This is a genomic window from Aliirhizobium wenxiniae (assembly GCF_014201355.1).
GTDB lineage: Bacteria > Pseudomonadota > Alphaproteobacteria > Rhizobiales > Rhizobiaceae > Neorhizobium > Neorhizobium wenxiniae.
The window spans coordinates 38086-56525 of record NZ_JACHEG010000015.1; the positions used below are offsets into that span (position 1 = coordinate 38086).

15 protein-coding genes and 5 pseudogenes are annotated in these 18440 nt (G+C 58.6%); 8 read left to right on the plus strand and 12 right to left on the minus strand.

Features of this window, described 5'->3' with window-relative positions; all coding sequences use genetic code 11:
* Positions 1-15: 15 nt before the first annotated feature.
* Both HNQ72_RS29240 and ligD read right to left on the minus strand, forming a co-directional pair.
* Positions 16-252: a hypothetical protein gene (locus HNQ72_RS29240; protein ID WP_183998030.1), complete on the minus strand. Its 237-nt coding sequence runs from the start codon at positions 250-252 to the stop codon at positions 16-18.
* A 402-nt stretch (positions 253-654) separates the two neighbouring features.
* Positions 655-2877, minus strand: a pseudogene (ligD, locus tag HNQ72_RS29245) (DNA ligase D); the annotation flags it as partial.
* Positions 2878-3149: 272 nt separating this feature from the next.
* Between ligD and HNQ72_RS29250 the strand changes: the two are divergent.
* Both HNQ72_RS29250 and HNQ72_RS29255 read left to right on the plus strand, forming a co-directional pair.
* Entirely contained in the window at positions 3150-4016 is an 867-nt protein-coding gene (locus HNQ72_RS29250; RefSeq protein WP_210319757.1) for a hypothetical protein, read from the plus strand.
* Between the two features lie 35 nt (positions 4017-4051).
* Positions 4052-4359: pseudogene (locus HNQ72_RS29255) on the plus strand (hypothetical protein).
* Positions 4360-4604: 245 nt separating this feature from the next.
* Here HNQ72_RS29255 and HNQ72_RS29260 read toward each other — a convergent pair.
* Positions 4605-4976: a winged helix-turn-helix transcriptional regulator gene (locus tag HNQ72_RS29260; protein ID WP_183998036.1), complete on the minus strand. Its 372-nt coding sequence runs from the start codon at positions 4974-4976 to the stop codon at positions 4605-4607.
* A gap of 95 nt (positions 4977-5071) precedes the next feature.
* Here HNQ72_RS29260 and HNQ72_RS29265 point away from each other — a divergent pair, with 95 nt between their 5' ends.
* On the plus strand, positions 5072-6151 hold the full coding sequence (locus tag HNQ72_RS29265) for an SDR family oxidoreductase (protein WP_183998038.1): 1080 nt from the start codon (positions 5072-5074) through the stop codon (positions 6149-6151).
* Between the two features lie 186 nt (positions 6152-6337).
* Here the strand turns inward: HNQ72_RS29265 and HNQ72_RS29270 are convergent, their stop codons facing one another.
* Positions 6338-6742 carry a winged helix-turn-helix transcriptional regulator gene (locus HNQ72_RS29270; protein WP_183998040.1) on the minus strand — a complete coding sequence of 135 codons (405 nt, stop codon included), beginning with the start codon at positions 6740-6742 and terminating at the stop codon, positions 6338-6340.
* Positions 6743-6840: 98 nt separating this feature from the next.
* Between HNQ72_RS29270 and HNQ72_RS29275 the strand changes: the two genes are divergently transcribed.
* A complete protein-coding gene (locus tag HNQ72_RS29275; protein WP_183998042.1) occupies positions 6841-7740 on the plus strand; it encodes an NmrA/HSCARG family protein in 900 nt (299 codons plus the stop codon).
* A gap of 463 nt (positions 7741-8203) precedes the next feature.
* On the opposite strand, the gene HNQ72_RS29280 is transcribed toward HNQ72_RS29275, so the two are convergent.
* Positions 8204-8932 (minus strand): NADPH-dependent F420 reductase, encoded by a 729-nt coding sequence (locus HNQ72_RS29280; protein WP_425503164.1) that lies wholly within the window; start codon positions 8930-8932, stop codon positions 8204-8206.
* Between the two features lie 14 nt (positions 8933-8946).
* Complete coding sequence (locus HNQ72_RS29285) at positions 8947-9156, minus strand: dodecin (RefSeq protein WP_183998046.1); 210 nt, start codon at positions 9154-9156, stop codon at positions 8947-8949.
* Positions 9157-9324: 168 nt separating this feature from the next.
* Between HNQ72_RS29285 and HNQ72_RS29290 the strand changes: the two genes are divergently transcribed.
* Complete coding sequence (locus tag HNQ72_RS29290; protein ID WP_183998048.1) at positions 9325-9732, plus strand: VOC family protein; 408 nt, start codon at positions 9325-9327, stop codon at positions 9730-9732.
* Positions 9733-9887: 155 nt separating this feature from the next.
* Here HNQ72_RS29290 and chrA read toward each other — a convergent pair whose 3' ends face one another.
* From chrA to HNQ72_RS29310, 4 genes and pseudogenes are all read right to left on the minus strand, one after another.
* Positions 9888-11297, minus strand: a complete 1410-nt coding sequence (gene chrA / locus HNQ72_RS29295; RefSeq protein WP_183998050.1) for a chromate efflux transporter — start codon at positions 11295-11297, stop codon at positions 9888-9890.
* 1 nt (position 11298) lies between these two features.
* Entirely contained in the window at positions 11299-12111 is an 813-nt protein-coding gene (locus HNQ72_RS29300; RefSeq protein ID WP_183998052.1) for a chromate resistance protein ChrB domain-containing protein, read from the minus strand.
* A gap of 675 nt (positions 12112-12786) precedes the next feature.
* Positions 12787-13727, minus strand: a pseudogene (locus HNQ72_RS29305) (DUF808 domain-containing protein).
* 76 nt (positions 13728-13803) lie between these two features.
* A pseudogene (locus tag HNQ72_RS29310) lies at positions 13804-14451 on the minus strand (magnesium and cobalt transport protein CorA); the annotation flags it as partial.
* Positions 14452-14681: 230 nt separating this feature from the next.
* On the opposite strand from HNQ72_RS29310, the gene HNQ72_RS29315 reads away from it, so the two are divergent.
* The 3 genes and pseudogenes from HNQ72_RS29315 to HNQ72_RS29325 all read left to right on the plus strand — a co-directional run.
* Positions 14682-15275: an alpha/beta hydrolase gene (locus HNQ72_RS29315; RefSeq protein ID WP_244654629.1), complete on the plus strand. Its 594-nt coding sequence runs from the start codon at positions 14682-14684 to the stop codon at positions 15273-15275.
* 34 nt (positions 15276-15309) lie between these two features.
* Positions 15310-16212 carry a hypothetical protein gene (locus HNQ72_RS29320; RefSeq protein WP_183998056.1) on the plus strand — a complete coding sequence of 301 codons (903 nt, stop codon included), beginning with the start codon at positions 15310-15312 and terminating at the stop codon, positions 16210-16212.
* Between the two features lie 465 nt (positions 16213-16677).
* A pseudogene (locus tag HNQ72_RS29325) lies at positions 16678-17442 on the plus strand (acyl-CoA dehydrogenase family protein); the annotation flags it as partial.
* An 88-nt stretch (positions 17443-17530) separates the two neighbouring features.
* Here HNQ72_RS29325 and HNQ72_RS29330 read toward each other — a convergent pair.
* The gene (locus tag HNQ72_RS29330; protein ID WP_183998058.1) at positions 17531-17869 is read right to left on the minus strand and encodes a slr1659 superfamily regulator; all 339 of its coding nucleotides are present in this window, start codon (positions 17867-17869) and stop codon (positions 17531-17533) included.
* A 7-nt stretch (positions 17870-17876) separates the two neighbouring features.
* A complete protein-coding gene (locus HNQ72_RS29335) occupies positions 17877-18437 on the minus strand; it encodes a slr1658 superfamily regulator (protein ID WP_183998060.1) in 561 nt (186 codons plus the stop codon).
* Between the last annotated feature and the right edge of the window lie 3 nt (positions 18438-18440).

Here is an 18440-nt window from a genome sequence, read left to right on the forward strand (position 1 = left end):
CAAAAATCCTCCTGATCAGCCACCGACCCGGCGCTGCTGCCAATCCTTGTATGGCGCCATAAGCTGGCCCGGAAACCGATCCTCTATCGCCGTCTCCACCATTGCGATTTGGGCGAACACAACGCTGTCATCGCGATCTTCAGGACGAATGCTCTCGCTTGCTTCCTCAAGCTTCTTCATCAGCCCAAACACTTCCTCGTCCGTCATCGCCGCCAGACGGTCTGCGAACTCTACGGCGTCGAAATCTTGCATACCGACACTCCTTTGTTTCTCCCTCGGCCATCGCCATGGTTGACGAGCCCGGAAACGACCGCACCAATGTGTCCCTGAGATATGCTATTCATCATCCAGTTCAATCCAGACCGGCGCGTGATCGCTGGTGTGCTCCCAGGCTCGCGCGAACTTGTCGACGCTGCAGGTCTGCAGTCTTTCCCGTAGCGATGGGCTCAGCAGGAAGTGATCGATGCGCAGCCCGGCGTCGCGAGCGAAGGCGTTGCGGAAATACTTCCAGAACGTATAGATTCGCTCCTCCGGGTGCAGCAGCCGGATGGCATCCGTCCAGCCCATGGCGATGAGTTCGGCATAAGCCGCGCGAACCTCAGGCCGAAACAGGGCGTCATCCCGCCAGCGCTCCGGCTTATAGACGTCGAGATCGGTGACGAGGCCGAGTTCCTCCAGCCGGTCGCGCATTTCCCGGGCGGCTTCGACCACGGTGGAGAAGGGCACGTTCGGACCGGGATCGAGGTCGAAGACAAGGCGGCCTGGCACCTCCGGCTGGCCCGGTTCGCAATTCCAGGGATGCAGCTCAACACCGCCGATCTGGGCAATGGCGGCAAGGCCCTCGACGCGATCGATCTGCAGATAGGGTTTCTTGTCGCCGAACACCTTGACCAGTTCCAGCAGGTTCGACGTTCCCGGCATGGCATGCCGCTGGAAGAACTGCTCGCCGCCAATGCCGTCAGGCGTCCGGATGATCGAGCATGGCCGCCCCTTGATATGGTCGATCAACCATGGACCGACCGCTTCATGGTAGCGGGCGAGATCTTCTTTGGTCACCGGCTCTCCGTCGTTGGCGTCCGGCCACAGCGGCTTGTCCGGGCTGGAGATCATTACGCCCATCACCTCGGCCTTGGCGTTCTTGCCGCGTGCCGGCCTTGACGGCTTTGTGGTGGCCGGCATCGGTGTCTCGGTCTTTGCCGGCGATGCCGGCTTTTCTGCCTCGACTTCGTGTGCAGGCTTGTCTTCGCGCAATCCCTTGAAAGCCGCCTGGCGGACCAGTCCGTCCGCAGTCCAGCCTGCGAACTGGATCTCGGCAACCAGTTCGGGTTTGACCCAGACGATGTTGGGATCCTTCTTCGGAGCGCCAATTCCGGTAAAGGGCGACTTTGAGGTTTCCAGTTCCTGGAGCCTCGGCAAGATCGTGTCGACCGTCTTGGCGCCATAACCAGTACCAACGCGACCGACATAGACGAAGTGAACACCGCGGTTGACTCCCACCAACAGCGAGCGGAACTTGCCGTTGGTCTTGGCATAGGCGCCGATTACGACTTCATGGCCGGCGCGACATTTGGACTTCGCCCAGGTCTCGGTGCGGCCCGATAGATAGGGCGCATCCGCCTGCTTGGAGACTATACCTTCCAGCGAGAGCTTGCAGGCCGATTTGAGGACGGCGTCGCCCCCGGTTTCGAAATGCTCGACGAAACGCAGACGTGGATCCTCACCGGCGTCATCCAGTAGCTTCTGCAGTCGCTCCTTTCGTGTGGTCAGCGGCAGTTGTCGCAGATCCTCATTGCCCTCGAACAGCAAGTCGAAGGCAAAGTAGACCAATGCGTCGGTCTTGCCTTCCGACAGCGCCGCTTGGAGTGCGGCAAAGTCCGGCGCACCGTTTTCGTCGAGCGCGCAAATCTCGCCATCGATCATGGCGTCAGGCAAGTTTGCAGCCGACGTCGCGATCGCCGGATATTTTGCCGTCCAGTCCAGGCCCTTGCGGGTCTTCAGCGTCACCTCGCCGTTTTCGATGCGCGCCTGGATGCGGTAGCCGTCGAACTTGATCTCGTGGATCCAGCCGTCGGCCGAGGGCGGCCGTTCCAGCGTTTCGCAAAGCTGCGGCGCGATGAAGTCGGGCATCGCGGACTTCGCTGGCTTGGCAGCTTTGGCTGGGGCGGATTTTCTTTTCGTCTTCGTTTCGGCTTTGCGTTCTTCAGCAGCAAGGCCGTGGTTGCTGTCCCAGACGGCATCCGCCTGAACGTCGCCGCTCTGGACCATGAAGGGTTTTGGCTTCCTCCCCTTGCCGGCAGCAATCGCCTCCATGGTTCGGCCGGAGGCGATGGACGTCGCGTTGTCCTCAAGGACCGCAGCACCATTCTCCTCGACTGAGAAGTCGTCATGATGCTTGATCAGCAGCCAGTTCGTCCGCTTGCCCCCGTAGCGGTCATTGCGCATCCGCACCAGCACGAAGCTGCCATGCAGCCGCTCTCCCTCCAGTGTGAACTTGAAATCCCCTTTGGCGAGGGCCTGCTCGGGCGTCTTGTTGCCTTCCGGCTCCCAGTACCCGCGATCCCAGAGCATGACAGTCCCGCCGCCATATTGGCCTTTCGGAATAGTCCCCTCGAAGTCGCCATAGTCCAACGGATGGTCTTCGACCTCGACAGCCAAGCGCTTGTCGTGCGGATCAAACGACGGTCCCTTGGTGACAGCCCAGGACTTGAAAACGCCATCAAGTTCGAGCCGCAAGTCGTAATGCAGCCGCGCTGCGTCATGTTTCTGAATGACGAAGCGCCTGCGGTTGGACGCCTTCAGCTTCGCTGCGCCGCTCGGCTCCTGCGTTTTTTGAAAATCGCGTTTCTGCTTGGAGGTCGAGAGCTTGTCGTTGGCCATGCCAGTCCCCGGTACAATTCCGACTTCCGCCACCTATGAGGGCGGGATGAGGCCCGGCCGGACAGGTTGGACGCTCGACTGCCGTTTCGTTGGCCACGATGAGAAACCGGAAAAACCATCGCGTTCGTCATCCCTGCCACGTCCGGTTGACACGGCCTGGAACCTCGACAATGAGAAGCGTCCAGCCGTGATTTAGTTTCAGCCAACACCGTAAGCGGCTCGGCTTTTCGCTGACGATGGAAACTGTCGCTCAGCTTGGCCGTTGCCACAGTATGAGCGACGAGCAAACAACGGAGAATCTCGAAGCCGCGCCAGGAGAGACGGTGTCCTTTCCGTTCGACCGCATGACTGTCGAGCAATTTCGGACGCGTTTCCCCAGGGCGCGGTGGAGCGACACCCGGAAGGCATGGTTCGTGCCAGGCAAGACTGCCGCACGACGTGTCGGGCGGTGGCTTGCTGAACTCGAAGCAGAGGCCGATGCGTTCGCCGACGCAAAGGGAAGGGATGCATTCGAGTTCGACCCGATCGAGAGCTGCTATCTTGCGCTCGGAAAAGGGGGCTTCCTGATCAGGACGCCTTATTCGCGCACGGTCATCGACGAACTGCGCGAGATCCCCTATTCGCGGTGGGACCGCGATCAGAAGATCTGGCACGTCCCCTACCGTTCATATCAAGAGCTCCGCAGCCACTGGCCGGCAATCGAGGAGGCGGCGAGAAGGAATGAGCCTGAGGAACGGCGACGTCGAGCTGAAGCCCGGAAAGGCTCGGAAGAGGAGGCGAAGTCGAAACGACGCTCGGCTGAGCGGAAAAGGCGGCGATACCCTCTCGCAAGCGACGACCTTCCTCCTTTGGACCGTGTCGTCGGCATTCAATATGGCCTGGTGATCTTCACTGAGATCACCGGGGAACTTGTCGATCCAGAGGCGATGGCAGAATTCTATCGGGGTGTCACGGAAGATCATGTCTGGGGGCTGTGGCGCAAGCCGAGGTTGGACGAACTCGTACGCACATGGCCTGCAAAGGTAGCACACGCGGAAGGCGCCGAGTGGTGGCAGCCGACCATAGAAGAGCTTCGACCAATCCGGCGGGCCGCTCGCCGGGGAGAAGACAGAAAACTTCGCAACAACGGCGCACCCTGAGAGTTTCACGTTCATCAAAGCCAAAGGAGATCATCATGGCAGACGACAGCACCGTTACCATCCGCGCGAGTTTCTCAACGCGTGAGGCAGCCGACCTGGCGGTCGAGCATCTCGTTCAACAGCAGGGCGTGTCGCGGCCCGACATCTTCGTACAGTCGGCCACGGCCGAAAACACATCCGGTTCGCGCGCATCCGGCGGAGACGCCTCGCACGCCGATGGGACCCGCCATGATGGCGCCCTCGACGGCGACATTGAGGTCTCGGTCGACATCGCTGCGGATCAAATCGCGGCCGTTCAACGCATTTCGGGGATGTCGGGGCGATGAGAGTGTCGAAGGGTTGAGAAGGACAGTCGCGCGAGCGCACTGTTAGACGCGGCTGTCCTCAATCTCACGGTCTCTAACGCTCTTCCGATCTCCTCTCTTGGCTACTAGGTGCTAGTCACCTAGCGGCCCCGGAACCACGGTAAGACGAACCGTCGTCCCTCGATAAGGATTTCGGTGCGATAGCTCTGGTCTAGTTGCAGGGTCGACGGTTCGGGTCCGTTCAAGGTGAAGTATGGCGCATTGAGCTCTTGCCAGGTGGCCTTTACATCCCCCGATTGAGTGCCAGCTCGTCTAAGGCATCCGAATTTTTTCTACCCCAGCCATATAAGAGCTCCAGCGGCTCAACGAAGCGCTTACCGAGCGGGGTCAGCGTATAATCAACTGCTGGTGGGACTGTGCCATAAACGCGTCGCGTTACCAGCCCATCGGTTTCCATGTCGCAAAGCGTTTGCGTGAGCATCTTCTTCGATATCCCGGGAAGGCTCCGCTGGAGCACGCCGGTGCGGGCGCAACCACCTAGCCTCGTATCGAGCACATGAAGAATCATGCTCGTCCATTTGCTCGAAAAAATTTCAAGCACGCGGCGTGGAGCGCAGTCCCCGCGCCATTCGCTGTCCGGTGATCCTGCCCGCATGGTGGTTACCTCTGGGTGTCTATGTCCCGCTCGGGTGCCTTCTAGCGTATCGCGGGCACCCGGCCTAGATCAGATGCTGTGGCAAAGGAGCAAATATGACGAAGGAAGCATTGATCGTTGGTGCGAGCGGTATTATCGGCAGCGCTGCGGCGGACGTTCTACACAATGGCGGCTGGAAAGTTTGGGGTTTGGCGCGCAAGGCCCCGCAGCGAGGGAGCACGTTTCCCGTTGTTGCCGATCTGCTGGATCCCGCCGGCCTGGCAGATGCGCTCGCGGGCCTCGATCCGTCACACTTGTTTTTCTCAAGTTGGCTGCGGCAGCCAACTGAGGCGGAAAACATCCGTGTCAATTCGGCGATGGTGAAAAACCTCCTCGACGCCCTGCGCCCCGCCGGATCGGTGCGGCACGTCGCGCTGGTCACCGGTCTGAAGCACTATCTTGGCCCGTTCGAAGCCTACGGAAAAGGTGCGCTGCCGCAGACGCCATTCCGCGAAGAGCAAGGTAGGCTCGAGGTCGACAATTTCTACTACGCCCAGGAAGACGAGGTTTTTGCAGCGTCGGAGAAAGATGGCTTCAACTGGAGTATCCATCGCCCCCACACGGTCGTCGGCAAAGCGGTTGGCAATGCCATGAACATGGGCACCACATTGGCCGTCTACGCAACGATCTGCAAGGAGACAGGCCGGCCTTTCCATTTCCCCGGAGTGGCAGCCCAATGGGACAGTCTTACCGATATGACAGACGCGCGTCTCCTGGGTCGACATATGCTCTGGGCATCCACCACGCCTGATGCGGCGAACAAGGACTTCAACGTCGTCAACGGAGATATTTTCCGGTGGAGCTGGATGTGGACGCGGATCGCGCAGTGGTTCGGGATCGAGCCTATGGCGTTCGATGGTCAGGTAAGACCGCTGCAGGAGCAGATGGCCAATGATGCCGAGATTTGGCGTAATATCGCCGGGAGGTATGAGCTGGCGGAAAGTGATCTCTCCCGCCTGGCTTCACCGTGGCATACAGATGCTGACCTCGGACGACCGATCGAGGTAGTGACAGATATGTCGAAAAGCCGGAAACTCGGCTTTCTCGATTACCAGTCGACGGATGATGCGTTCTTTGATCTGTTCGAGCGCTTGCGCACCGATCGGATCATTCCGCCAGTGGGTTCCGAAACGTGACCCGTCGATAGTAGGAGCGGTAGATTCCGCAATTTCCTGATTTCATCCGCAATCACCATCCGAACCGTCGAGTTTCTTTCCCGGCGGTTCATTGCTCTACCGAGCAGAAGCAGCCTGCAACGCTCGTCTTCTGCTACTGTTATGCTCCGCATCACTTCTTAAATGCGGTCGGGATATCGTCAGCCTTTAGGCATTTCGTTGATCGTAACGCGCACGGCATGCCTCGATGTTCGGCCAGTTATTTCGGATCCAGGACGTAAATCCCTCCAGCGCCGGCAGCATGCTCGCCCCCATCTCGGTCAGATGATATTCGACCCGTGGCGGCACCTCGGGGAAATAGTCGCGCTCTAGCAATCCATCTCGCTCCAGATTGCGCAGGGTCAGCGTCAGCATGCGTTGTGTGATCCCATCGATACCGTTTTTCAGTTCGGAAAACCGCAGCCGATGACCCGGGGCTAGGGCGAGGTGCGACATTACGAGGATCGTCCATTTGTCGCCGAGTCGCGCCAGGACGGCATTAGGAGCGCAGGGCGTGAAATGTGGCTTGTTGTTCCGCTCCTCGTAGGGGCGACCGTGAATCTGCTTTTGCAATCGTATCACTCCTGTGCCTCAGGCTGGAAAATGTGCCGTCTTCCGCTGACATTTCTAGGGTATATATAGGTAACCCTTGTTCAACACGAGGGTTTGAAATGTCTGTTGATAACAGTCCTATCCTAGTTTTTGGCGCGACCGGGCAGCAGGGCGGATCGGTTGCCGCAGCACTTATGAATGCCGGCTGGGCGGTGAGGGCAATGGTGCGGGACCTCAGGTCGCCGCAGTCTGAAGCACTTGGAAATGCTGGCGCCGAACTTCTAGAAGGGAACTTTGACGACGTCGCATCCATGCGCACTGCAATGAGGGGTGCATATGGGGTGTTCAGCGTCCAGCCCAGTTCGCCCGGCGGCATCATCACCGATGAGGACGAGGTGCGCTATGGGACGGTTGTGGCCGATCTCGCGGTTGAGGCTGGCGCAAAACATCTCGTTTACACGTCGGGCAGCGCTGCGGGCGACCAGCCGACGGGCGTCGCGCATTATGACACCAAGGCTCAAATAGAGCGGCATATCCGATCCCTTCCGATCACATCGACTATCGTGCGCCCCGCAACCTTCATGGAACTTCTGCTCATGCCCGGTTTCGGGCTCGATCAAGGAGGTTTTACGTTCTTCATGCAGCCAGACAAGGTCATGCAGGTCCTGGCGGTTGAAGATATCGGCAAGATCGTTGCGGCGATATTCGCCAACCCTAAGGAATTCAGCGGGCAGACTTTTGAGATCGCCAGCGATGTCGTGACGGGTACCAAACTCGAAGAGCTGTTCTCTGAATTGGCAGGGCGGCACATCCCTTACTCTCGTTTCTCTAACGAGGTTCTGGAGGCCAACCCTTTCCTTCAAAAGCTGACCGCGCTGGTCGATGACGGACGACTGGCAGGAAATGCCGACCTCGCCAGCTTGCGGGAAATTAATCCAGACCAGTGGTCCTTCAAGTCCTGGCTGGAAGGGCCGGGCCGGCTTGCGTTCGAGAAGGCTTTGGGTACCGGCGGCGAATGAAAGTTCAATAAATGACGATTCGTAAGCCCGAGGAAAGAGGACCATCGGATAAGTGCGCGCATTTGGCGTCTCGATAGGCTGGTCGGACTCGTCTGGCTGTGCCTTACGATGCTGACGCTTCGTCGAGCCTTGATGGTTGTGCTGCGCAAACCGACGCGAGAGAAATTAAGGCTCCGATCTGACACGTCTGCTTGATGCCGACCCAGTCCATGATCAAATGGCACAGCAGGTGCCAGGAAAAGAACGACCGCCCATTGGAAGGAAAACACCATGCCGATAGTCAACGCAGAATAATCGCCATGCGCCAAGGACAGTGCGAAGGGTTGGGTAGCCGGCAATCTGCACCGTCTATGCCAGAAGTGAACCAAGATTGATGAAAGCGATGCCAATGCCCGTTGGTTCCGGCAAGGCTATGGTGTCAGCTTTTCCTGTCATGGCGCAGCTCGATCTACGAGCCCCACAATCAAACAGCAAACCATTCGGGCTTTCGAACAGGGCTGGCTTCAGAAAGTTCCCGCTTGACGCCTTCCAGATCGAGGTTCGTGCCGTAAACCGGCGTATCCGGTTGCTGGCGCCACGACTCCGCCAAGCTGCCCACGTCTACGACATCGAAGCCGATATCGTCGATAACCTTGAATAGCTTTGCCTTGCTAGCGGCATCGTCGCCAGAGACCGGGAGTGCAATCCGGCCGGGCGCGCCGGCCGGTCTGCCGTCGTTCAAAAGGTTCTTCCAATTGATATTGTTGAATGCTTTTAATACCGGACGATTAAGCTGCGTCTCTACCCATTGGCTTTCCGGTAATCCGTCTTCAATCGCGGCAATCTTACCATCCCGTTCGCGGGGGTAGTAGTTACCCGTATCGACGACCACAACGCTCAGGTCAACGCCTTCAAACAGGTCATGCGGCAAATCAGGAACCCGGTTTTGTGGGATCGTAACGATTACAATCTCTCCTGAGCGGGCAGCCTCCTTTGCCGTAACGGCCGTGGCACCCGTTTCCGACGCAAGATCAGCCAGGGTCTCCGGGCCTCTGGAATTTGCGATGAACACTGTATGGCCTGCGTCGGTCAGACGTCGCGTGAGCGAACCGCCGATATGGCCTGCACCAATAATCCCAATATTCATATCATCCTCCTGAAGGGGCCGCGCGAGGCGGGACGAGGTCTTGTCCCGGCCCGTTGGCGACAGTATGTGTCAAAATGTGCTTAGTCTTCGACTTTGAAACCAGCCTTGATCTCGACCTGGTAGTGCGCCACCGCTCCATCAACGATGTGCCCTCTGATCTGTCCAACCTCGAACCAGTCAAGGTTCTTGATCGTCACGGAAGCTTTTGCGATCGCTTTCTCGATGGCGTCGGTCACCGAGGTCATTGAGGTGCCGACCAACTCAACTTTCTTATAAACGTGCTCGGTCAAAGACCAGATCTCCTATTGCTAGGGGGGAAGCCCTACACAAGCCAGCATATAAATCCGGCGCTTTATGCTCGCCGAATGCGTTACTAAAAGTCGCGGGGGTTTTAGAAAGTTTGGCTAGCAAAATTGTTGCAAGGTGTTTCAAGCCACATCAACGAAAGCAGGAGAGCAATGACTTATCATCTGGGCCGTGTCATCGATCATGTGCATTTGAGGGTCGCCGATCTCGCGGCCAGCCGAACGTTCTATAGCGCCGTCTGCGACGCTCTTCACCTCGGTGACGTTTTTAAAGACGCGGCGGATCACTTCACAATTGACGAAATCTATGTGGACGCAGCCGAGGATTATGTGTCCCGGATCCATCTCGCCTTCCAAGCGCGCTCTCGAGACGAAGTTGACGCCTTCTATAGCCGCGCAATCCAAGCGGGTGGCACTTCAAACGGAGCGCCTGGTCTTCGCCCCTATCACGACAGGTACTACGCGGCTTTTGTACTCGATCCTGACGGAAATAATATTGAGGCCGTCTGTGACGCTCCAAATGCGCGAAGTGCAGATTCCGTTACTGTCGAAAGACCTTAAATCGTCTGGAGATGGTCCGACAACTTGGCTTCGTAGTCCCGCCGGAGGCGAGACAGCGAGTAATCTCGCTGTCGGCCCTCATGTCCGGCACCATGCCAGCCGCCGTGCTTCATGGTCGTCGTGCCGGATGATCGCAGTTCTTGGCTGGTTTTTGTTCATGGATGAACTCCAAAGGCGAGGCCATAGACAAGACCGGCCAGCGCGCTCGCGGCCAGCACGGGCAGAAGGCCAATCTTGAAGCGAAAGACCGCAACGACGGCGGCCACTGTCAGGAAGAGTGAGGGGATGTTGACGGAACTCAGCACAGGGATGTCGACCGTCATGCCGAAGCCACTTACTGTTCGGACTTCGGAGAACAAGACATGGAGCGCAAACCAGACGGCCAGGTTGAGAATGATCCCGACAACCGCGGCGGTGATCGCCGCGAGCGCAGCCGACAGGGCCTTGTTGCGGCGAAGGGATTCCATGAATGGCGCGCCAAGCAGGATCCATAGGAAGCACGGGACGAACGTCACCCAAGTGGTCAGCAGTCCGCCCAGCGTTCCGGCAAGCAACGGCGATAGTAGCCCTCCCGGCGCACGGTAGGCGCCCATAAAACCGACGAATTGGGTGACCATGATCAGCGGACCGGGCGTCGTTTCCGCAAGACCGAGACCGTCGAGCATTTCTCCCGGCTTCAACCAGCCGTAGTGGTTCACCGCTTCCTGAGCGACGTAGGACAAAACTGCGTAGGCGCCGCCAAATGTGACCATCGCCATCTTCGAGAAGAAGACCGAAATGTCGGAGAAGACACTGTGTTGTCCGAGGAAGACGAATAACAGAGCGATGGGCCCCAACCATGCGACCGCGCCGATGGCCGCCACCTTCAGCAGCCACACTGCGTTCGGACGTGAATGCTCCGGTACGCCCTCGCCGAGCAGACTATCGGCGTCCGCGACCAGCTTGCCGCTGAACTTTCCATGTCCGCCTCCACCGGAAAAGGCCCTCCAGCCTGCCTTGCCACCAACGAAGCCAATTAAGCCCGCGATTACAACCACCAGAGGAAACGGCGCCCGGAAGAAGGCGAGTGCAACGAAGGCCGCCGCCAGCCCACTCATGACGTTGTTCTTCAGCGATCTCCTGCCAATCCGAAGAACGGCGCCGAGCACAATGGCGAGGACAGCCGCCTTCAGACCGAAGAACAGGGCTTGGACCGGGCCGACATTGCCGAAGATCGCATAGATCCAGCTCAAAGCCATGATCGCGACCGCGCCGGGCAGGACGAACAGCGTGCCGGCGACGAGTCCGCCCCTGGTCTTGTGCAGCAGCCAGCCGATATAGATTGCAAGCTGCTGGGCCTCTGGGCCCGGCAGCAGCGTGCAGTAGTTCAGGGCGTGGAGGAACCGCTCTTCGCCGATCCAGCGCTTCTCCTCGACGATGATCCTCTGCATGACGGCGATCTGGCCGGCGGGACCGCCAAAGCTCAAGGCCGCAACCCGCGCCCAGACCGTAACCGCCTCGGAGAATGGCAGCGCGTGAGTGCTCGCACCGGACGATCCGATGCCTTCATCAATGAAGGCCCCCATGTCACTGCCCCGCCTTGGAACTTGGCCAGTTGTGCGTCTCACCGGTCGCGTCGCGGCACCATCGGAAGAAGGCGTCGTATAGAAGCATGCCTGCATCCAACTGTTCGAGATCGTCGTTGTACATGCGCGACAGCCCGAGCGAAGCAGCAAGAAGGCCTGCTACCTCGGGCGCGAGGTCCGGCCGACCCGTATCAGCACCGCGCACGATTGTCGCCAGCCGGTTCACCGGCTCTGAAGCCAGACCGAATTCCTCGACCATCACGTCGAACGTGCAGAGTTCGCCGCGATGAGACCAGAACACGTTCTCGACGTCGAACGGCGTCGCGGCGAAGCGGTCGGCGACAAGTTCGACATCGGATGCAGGAACGAACAGGAAGACCGCGGACGGATCGACGAAACGCCGGATCAGCCACGGGCAGGCGATCCGGTCGATTTTGGGCCGGGAGCGCGACACCCACAGAGTGCGACCCTGGTCATCTCGCGGTAGCTTGTCTGACGGTACGGCAATCCCGCCAAAGCTGGTCCAGGCCTCAAAGCCTACCTCCAGCACTTCAGAGTCCACGCCCTCATGGCGCAGGTAGGCAGCAACCCCATGGCTCAGCTTGCGCCCGCCCTGGCAGACAATGACGGCGGGGCCGTGAACACTTTTCGCCCAGATGCCGACATCGGCGTGACTGCGGCGTATGGAGCCGGGCAACAGTCGAGTATCGCGGGCAAAGTCTTCGTCCGTCCGCACGTCAATCAGGATTGGCGCGTTCGGAGTGCCGAGAATTCGGCTCAGTTTGTCGGGAGATATTTCAAGATATGACGGCATCACGCGTCCCTCCGTTGTATCGGCTCAGTGGACGCGACACTTCGGCCGTAGCCTCGTGGGGTGATCGCAACCCCATTCGATGGTTATGAGATCGGGCATCTCGTCTGTCAACTACTAAAGGTAGGCGGCGGGCTCTGGCGCTGAGAGACTGCCGTTACCATGCCAAGCTCGCGAGGCGACTCTTATCGGAAATATCGGGCTTTAGGGAATTGGGCTCGGCATCTCACGCTTGGAATAAATTCCGGATCTTCATATCGACACGCTGAAGGTGAACAGCCGGAATTTTCATCGATGACGCTATCCCTACTGCCAATGCGATTAAACCGCCCGAGCTCGGCGAAAAATCCCTCTGCCGATATGCTATCAGATCGAAACGGCAAATCGCGGCAAAAAGGCTTCCGCAGTCACGGTGACTGCTCATAGGAAGAACGCGAACCACTAGATCAAGCCTGCAGACTTGTTGTTCCAAATTGCCAATTCACTTATGGGCATTTTATCAGGCACTTGACGGAGTCTAGTAGCACGTTGACGGTTCAGCTCCCATCAAGAGCGATTACACACGTACGAAGGGCGAAGACGCTCCGCCCTGGGCCAACTGGTATAAATTCAAGCGCCATCATCTCGGAAGGAACCTTGAACCGACCCCAATGAACGAAACGAGCGGAGACGACGGCTTTAAGTTGGGCTACCTGGCGCGGCGCGCCCAGCGAACTGCTTCCAGACGGACAAGAGGATGACCGCGGCTGTGCCGATCACGATCCCGACAATTGACTGAACGAAGGATGTGGCCAGCCAAATCGTGACTTGTGGGGCAACCACCACGATCTGTTCGACCCTCGATGCAAACGTTTCGATCAGATGCTCTGGCTGATGCCATCCCATGCCGGCCAAGCTGTGCACGATGATACTCCCACCCACCCAAAGCATTGCCGCCGTTCCGACGACAGCCAACCCCTTCAAAAGAATGGGTACGCCTTTGACGAGAGCGGTCCCAACGGCTTTCGCTAGAGGGCCGCCAGCCTTTGTCAGGTGCAGTCCTATATCATCCGCTTTGACGATGAGCGCCACAACACCATAAACTGCTGCGGTGATCAGGATCCCGACGGCCGCCAGCACACCGGCTTGCGAATAGATGTTCAGTGTCGAGACGCCCGCCAGCGTCAGCGCCATGATCTCGGCCGACAGGATAAAGTCGGTGCGAATTGCGCCAGCAACCTTCTGGTTTTCGAGACCCGTTGCGTCGAGTGCCTTCTCGTGAGCTGAACCGTGCTCTGAAACATGAGGGAAAAACGCCTCGTGAAGCTTCTCCGCGCCTTCAAAGCACAGGTATATGCCGCCGATCATCAGCAGGGGGGTGATGAGCCACGGCGCGAAATATCCAAGCACGAGGCAGATCGGCAGGAGGATCCGAGCGCGATCTTGCCGATAATCGGAAGCTCACGCGCGGGCGCCAGGCCGACGACATAGGTCGGGGTGACGGCGGTATCGTCGATCACGACGCCCGCCGCCTTCACACTGGCTTTCGCAGTCTGCGCCGCGACGTCGTCGAGCGAAGCAGCAGCCGCCTTGGCGATGGCTGCAACGTCATCGAGCAATGCGATCAGTCCGGTGGCCAATTTAGCTCCTAAGGCTTCAGTTCATCCGCAGCGTCAGGTAGTGCGCGCTGAAGTGAGGGAAAGGTGCGCAATCATCCTACAGCCATCCTGTCTTCTTGAACCGGTAATAGAGGATCGCGCAGAGCGTCAGAATGACGGCGATCACGACATAGTAGCCGTACTCCGTTTTCAGCTCGGGCATGTGTTCGAAATTCATCCCATAGATGCCAGCGATCGCGGTTGGCACGGCGAGGATCGCCGCCCAGGCCGCAAGCTGGCGGGTGATGGTCCCCTGGCGTTGCTGTTCCAGAAGGTTCGAGGCTTCGAACACGGAGGTGATCACTTCCCGTAGGCCCGAGATCATGAACTCGACGCGCCGCACATGGTCGAGCACATCCCGGAAATAGGCCTTCGCATTCTCATCGATACAGGGCAGTTCCAGGTTTGTCAGCTTCCCGACGACTTCGGCCATCGGACCGAGGATACGCTGGAAGCGGATGACCTGGCGTCGCATACGGAAAAGCCGCCTGATCTGCTCGCGCTCCAGAAACGAGATCAGCATGTGCTTTTCCATTTCGAGCACCTTGTCCTCCAGCGTCTCGACCATGGGCAGATAGCCGTCGATGACGAAGTCGATGATGCCATGCAGGACGTAGTCGGGTCCGTGGTCGAGAAGCTTTGGCGACTGTTCGAGCTGCTCCCTCAGTTCCTTATGTGAACGAGCCGAACCGTGCCGGACCGAAATGTCGCCACGCGCGACGCCCGGTCGAAAAGTCTCTCGCGATGACGAGGCCTCGCTTGGACGGATCTTGAAGATCGTCTTCTCAATCCTCATCTAGCGACTACCACCCGAAATCAACGATAGCCGCACCGCGAAATCATTTCGCGTGGTCGCGGCCGTCCGGGTGAACGAGGTCGCTCCCCATGACGGGTCGAGCGCCCTCGGTTTGTTCTACCCCTGAGAGCGAGAGCCATTTGCCTGACAAATCCTTGATCATCTTCCTGCATGGCATCGGTGCGACCGGTGCGCAGCTCATGCCGCTGGCGTCCTCCTGGAGCAACAACCTTCCGGAGACCCGTTTCATCGCGCCGGATGCCCCGATGCATCATCGCTATGGACACCAGTGGTTTTCCACGGAGGGGAACCCGCTCGATCCGGCCCGTATCCTCGCCGCGAGACAAGCCTTCGACGAGCTCATCACGGATGCCGTGCGGCGGGAAGGCTTCGCCGACGCTCAGAACAGGATCGCCTTCGTTGGCGTTTCCCAAGGCGCGATCATGGCACTCGACGCGGTCGCCTCCGGTCGCTGGAAGGTTGGCGCGCTGGTCGCGTTCTCCGGTCTCCTGCCGCCGCAGCCGGTATCCCCGGCGAGCAAGGGGACGCCCGTCCTTCTGGTCCATGGAGAGAACGACACCACCATCCCTCCCATGGCCTCGCGGCTCGCGGCCGCGCAGCTCGGATCAGCCGGCTTCAAAGTCGAGCTGGATGTCGAACGGGGCACCGGACACACGATTTCCAGCACCGGCGCTCAAAAGGCGCTGTCTTTTCTGAAGAGGACCCTGCCGTAGTAGAACTCGACAGCGGGCGGATCGTTCTTATTCTATGACCGATGACCACCAGGAACAGGCCGAGGCAGACCGCCCACCGCAGGAGACGGTTACCTTTACGTTCGACCGGATGACCGTCGCGCGTTTCAGGGAGACGTTCCCAAATGCCAGGTGGAGCGACCGCCTCCAGGCCTGGACGGTGCCCGGAAAGACGGCTCGCAAGCGCATCGACCGATGGCTCACGACGGAAGCCGACCGCCGGAAACCCTACGAAGAGGAGCGCGGCCGCGATGCTTTCGAGTTTGAGCCGATCCTGAGCCCCTACCTCCAAGTGTTCGCCGGTGGTCTTCGCATAAGGACGCCCAATTCCAGAACGGTTGTCGATGAGCTGCGTCAGGTGCCATTCGCCCGATGGAATGGTGACGACAAAGTCTGGGAAATCCCGTTTGCGTCATACGACGATCTTCAGCACCGTTGGGAGGCGATCGAGGATGCTGCGAAACGGTCAGAGCCCGAAGAACGCCGGAAGCGTGCCGAGGCCCGTAGGGGGACAAAGGAGGAAGCCAGAGCCAAGCGCCGGGCGACCGAACGAAAGAAACGGAGACTGCCCGTGTCAAGTGACGACTTCCCGCCACTTTGCCGGCCGGTGGCAACAGCAGCGTATGGGATCGTCGTCATCACCGATGTGTCGGGCCAGATCGTCGATCCGGAAGAGATCGCGGAACATCATCCGGCCGCGACTGAAGAGCACGTGTGGGCCGGGTGGCGACCCTCTACCCTTGATGAACTCGTCCATACTTGGCCAGCGAGGTCCGAGCCTGGGGAATACGAGCGGCTCCGAGGATGGTGGAACCCGACACTCGACGAGCTCAGAGAAGCAAAAAGGGCCGCCAAATCCCGCGAACGACGGAAAGCGGAATCCAGGGATGCTGCGCGTCGCGGCGATGACGCTCTTTAGCGACTGAAAAATTACTCGGGGCAAATACTTCGCGCCGCGTGGCTAGGTGACTGATTCGCTTGATGATTCGAAGATCGGCGTTTCAGCCGGCCCTAATTTATCCTCCGGAAGCCTACTTGGCTCTTTTCCGGCAACGGAACAAAAAGAGTGTCGCTTGGCACTTAATCGTAAGAATGCGCCCGTTCCGGCTGTCAATGGCACTTAATTTGAGACTATTCGACACGATTTTCGTGCTGGACGTCTTCCGGTCCGGCGATAACTTTCTGTAATAACAACAATTTTTCATGACGGGTCGATGACAGGCAGCCATTTTGAGCCAAACGGCGAATCTCACATTAACTGCAAAAGGCGAAGCCGGAATCTCAAATTAAATGCCAAGTCTCAGATCAAGTGTCGGCCTATCCTGCTGAAATTGTTAGGACAGGAGTCTTACGGTTAAATGCAAAACGACAGATGCGTGCCGACCTCAAATTCGGCAACGAAGAACAGAAGGAGCGCTTTCTGCCGCGCCTGGCACCAGGCGAATGGATCGGCAGTTTTGCGCTCACCGAACCGCAGGCAGGCTTGGACGCATCAACCTGAAGACGCGCGCGCGGCGTGATGGCGACCATTACGTCATCGACGGCGCGAAACAGTTCATCACCTCGGGCAAGAACGGGCAGATGATCATCGTCTTCGCCGTAACTGATCCTGACGCCGGCAAGAAGGGCATCACCGCCTTCATCGTCCCGACCGATACGCCAGGTTATGAGGTGATCCGTGTCGAGGAAAAGCTCGGCCTCCGTGCATCGGACACCTGCCAGATCGCTTTCAACGAAATGCGCATACCGGCGGAACTCAGACTTGGAGAGGAAGGCGAGGGCTATCGCATCGCGCTCGCCACTCTTGAAGGTGGCCGGATCGGGATTGCCGCCCAGGCTGTCGGCATGGCACAGGCAGCGTTCGAGGCTGCGCGCGATTATGCCCGTGAGCGAAAGGCCTTCGGCAAGGCAATCATCGAGCATCAGGCCGTAGCCTTCCGCCTTGCCATGTCTGTCCGAGGCTTCGATGGCCAAACTCTTCGCCTCGGAAATGGCGGAGCGTTTCTGTTCCGATGCGATCCAGATCCATGGCGGTTACGGCTATATGGCCGACTATCCGGTCAAACGTATCTATCGGGACGTACGCATATGCCGGAATTACGAAGGGACCAGTGACATACAGCGCATGGTCATTGCCCGTAATCTTTGATCCTTGCAGCGGTCGCGATAAACGTCATCGCAGGTGCCGTTCGACCTGTCTTGTGGCAGACACCTGAAAGGACGTGGGCGAGGCTCCGTCAGGCCAGCTGCAGATCCAGCTGGGGAAAGAGTTTTTTCAGGTTCGGCAGCGACTTGGACTGCCAAGGGTACTGGGCCGTGCCTCTTATCACCAGTTGAACATCCGATTGCTTGCGCGCTTCTATCGTCAGCTTCGCCAGAAGATTGATCCCCGAAGAGTTCAAGAACTCCAAGCCAGTCAGATCGAATATCACCCGGCCGTTATTCTCGTGAAGCGCCGCCGCCGCGAGCGAATAGATCGGTGCATAGGCATCCGGCCCGGCCAGCCGCAAAACGCCGTCGAAATAGACACATTCGTTTTCGGCCCAGATTCGAAAGTTCTCATCCCTGATTTCCATCTGCAGTTCACCCGTTTGAAGACAGTGGTAACGCAAGAGAGGCGGTCGTGGTAAGCGTAACGCGATCCTTGCCGGAAGTCTCGAACACCCATGCCAGGCGCGCATCATAGTCGGCCAGAAGCGTCAGCAAGCCCAATCCTGATCCGGTGGCATCGGATGCCGCATTCTCTTCGATCTGCTGAATAAGAAGTTCGCCCGGTTCAGCCGAAAGCATTTTTGCCAGGATCAACTGGAACCGTGCGGATGTATCGGTATCGATTTCATTTCGCACCCGCATCATGAAAACGTCGAGAGCTATGCAGGACTCGATGATGATATTGCCGGGCTGGCGGAATTTCACGGCATTCTCGATCAGCTCGTTGCTGAGATATCCGATGCTGTGATGAATATTGGCGTGAAGCGTTTTCGACGCCGCGAAGGGCAGCGACATCGCCTCGGCGATAAAGTCCGACGTCAGGCCGGAGTGTCGCCATCCGAGTTCGAGCGGGCCATCACTCAGTGTCAGGCAAGCTCCTGTCGAAAAGCTCGCTTCGCTAAGATCGTAGATGCCCAAGACCGTTTTTGACATGGA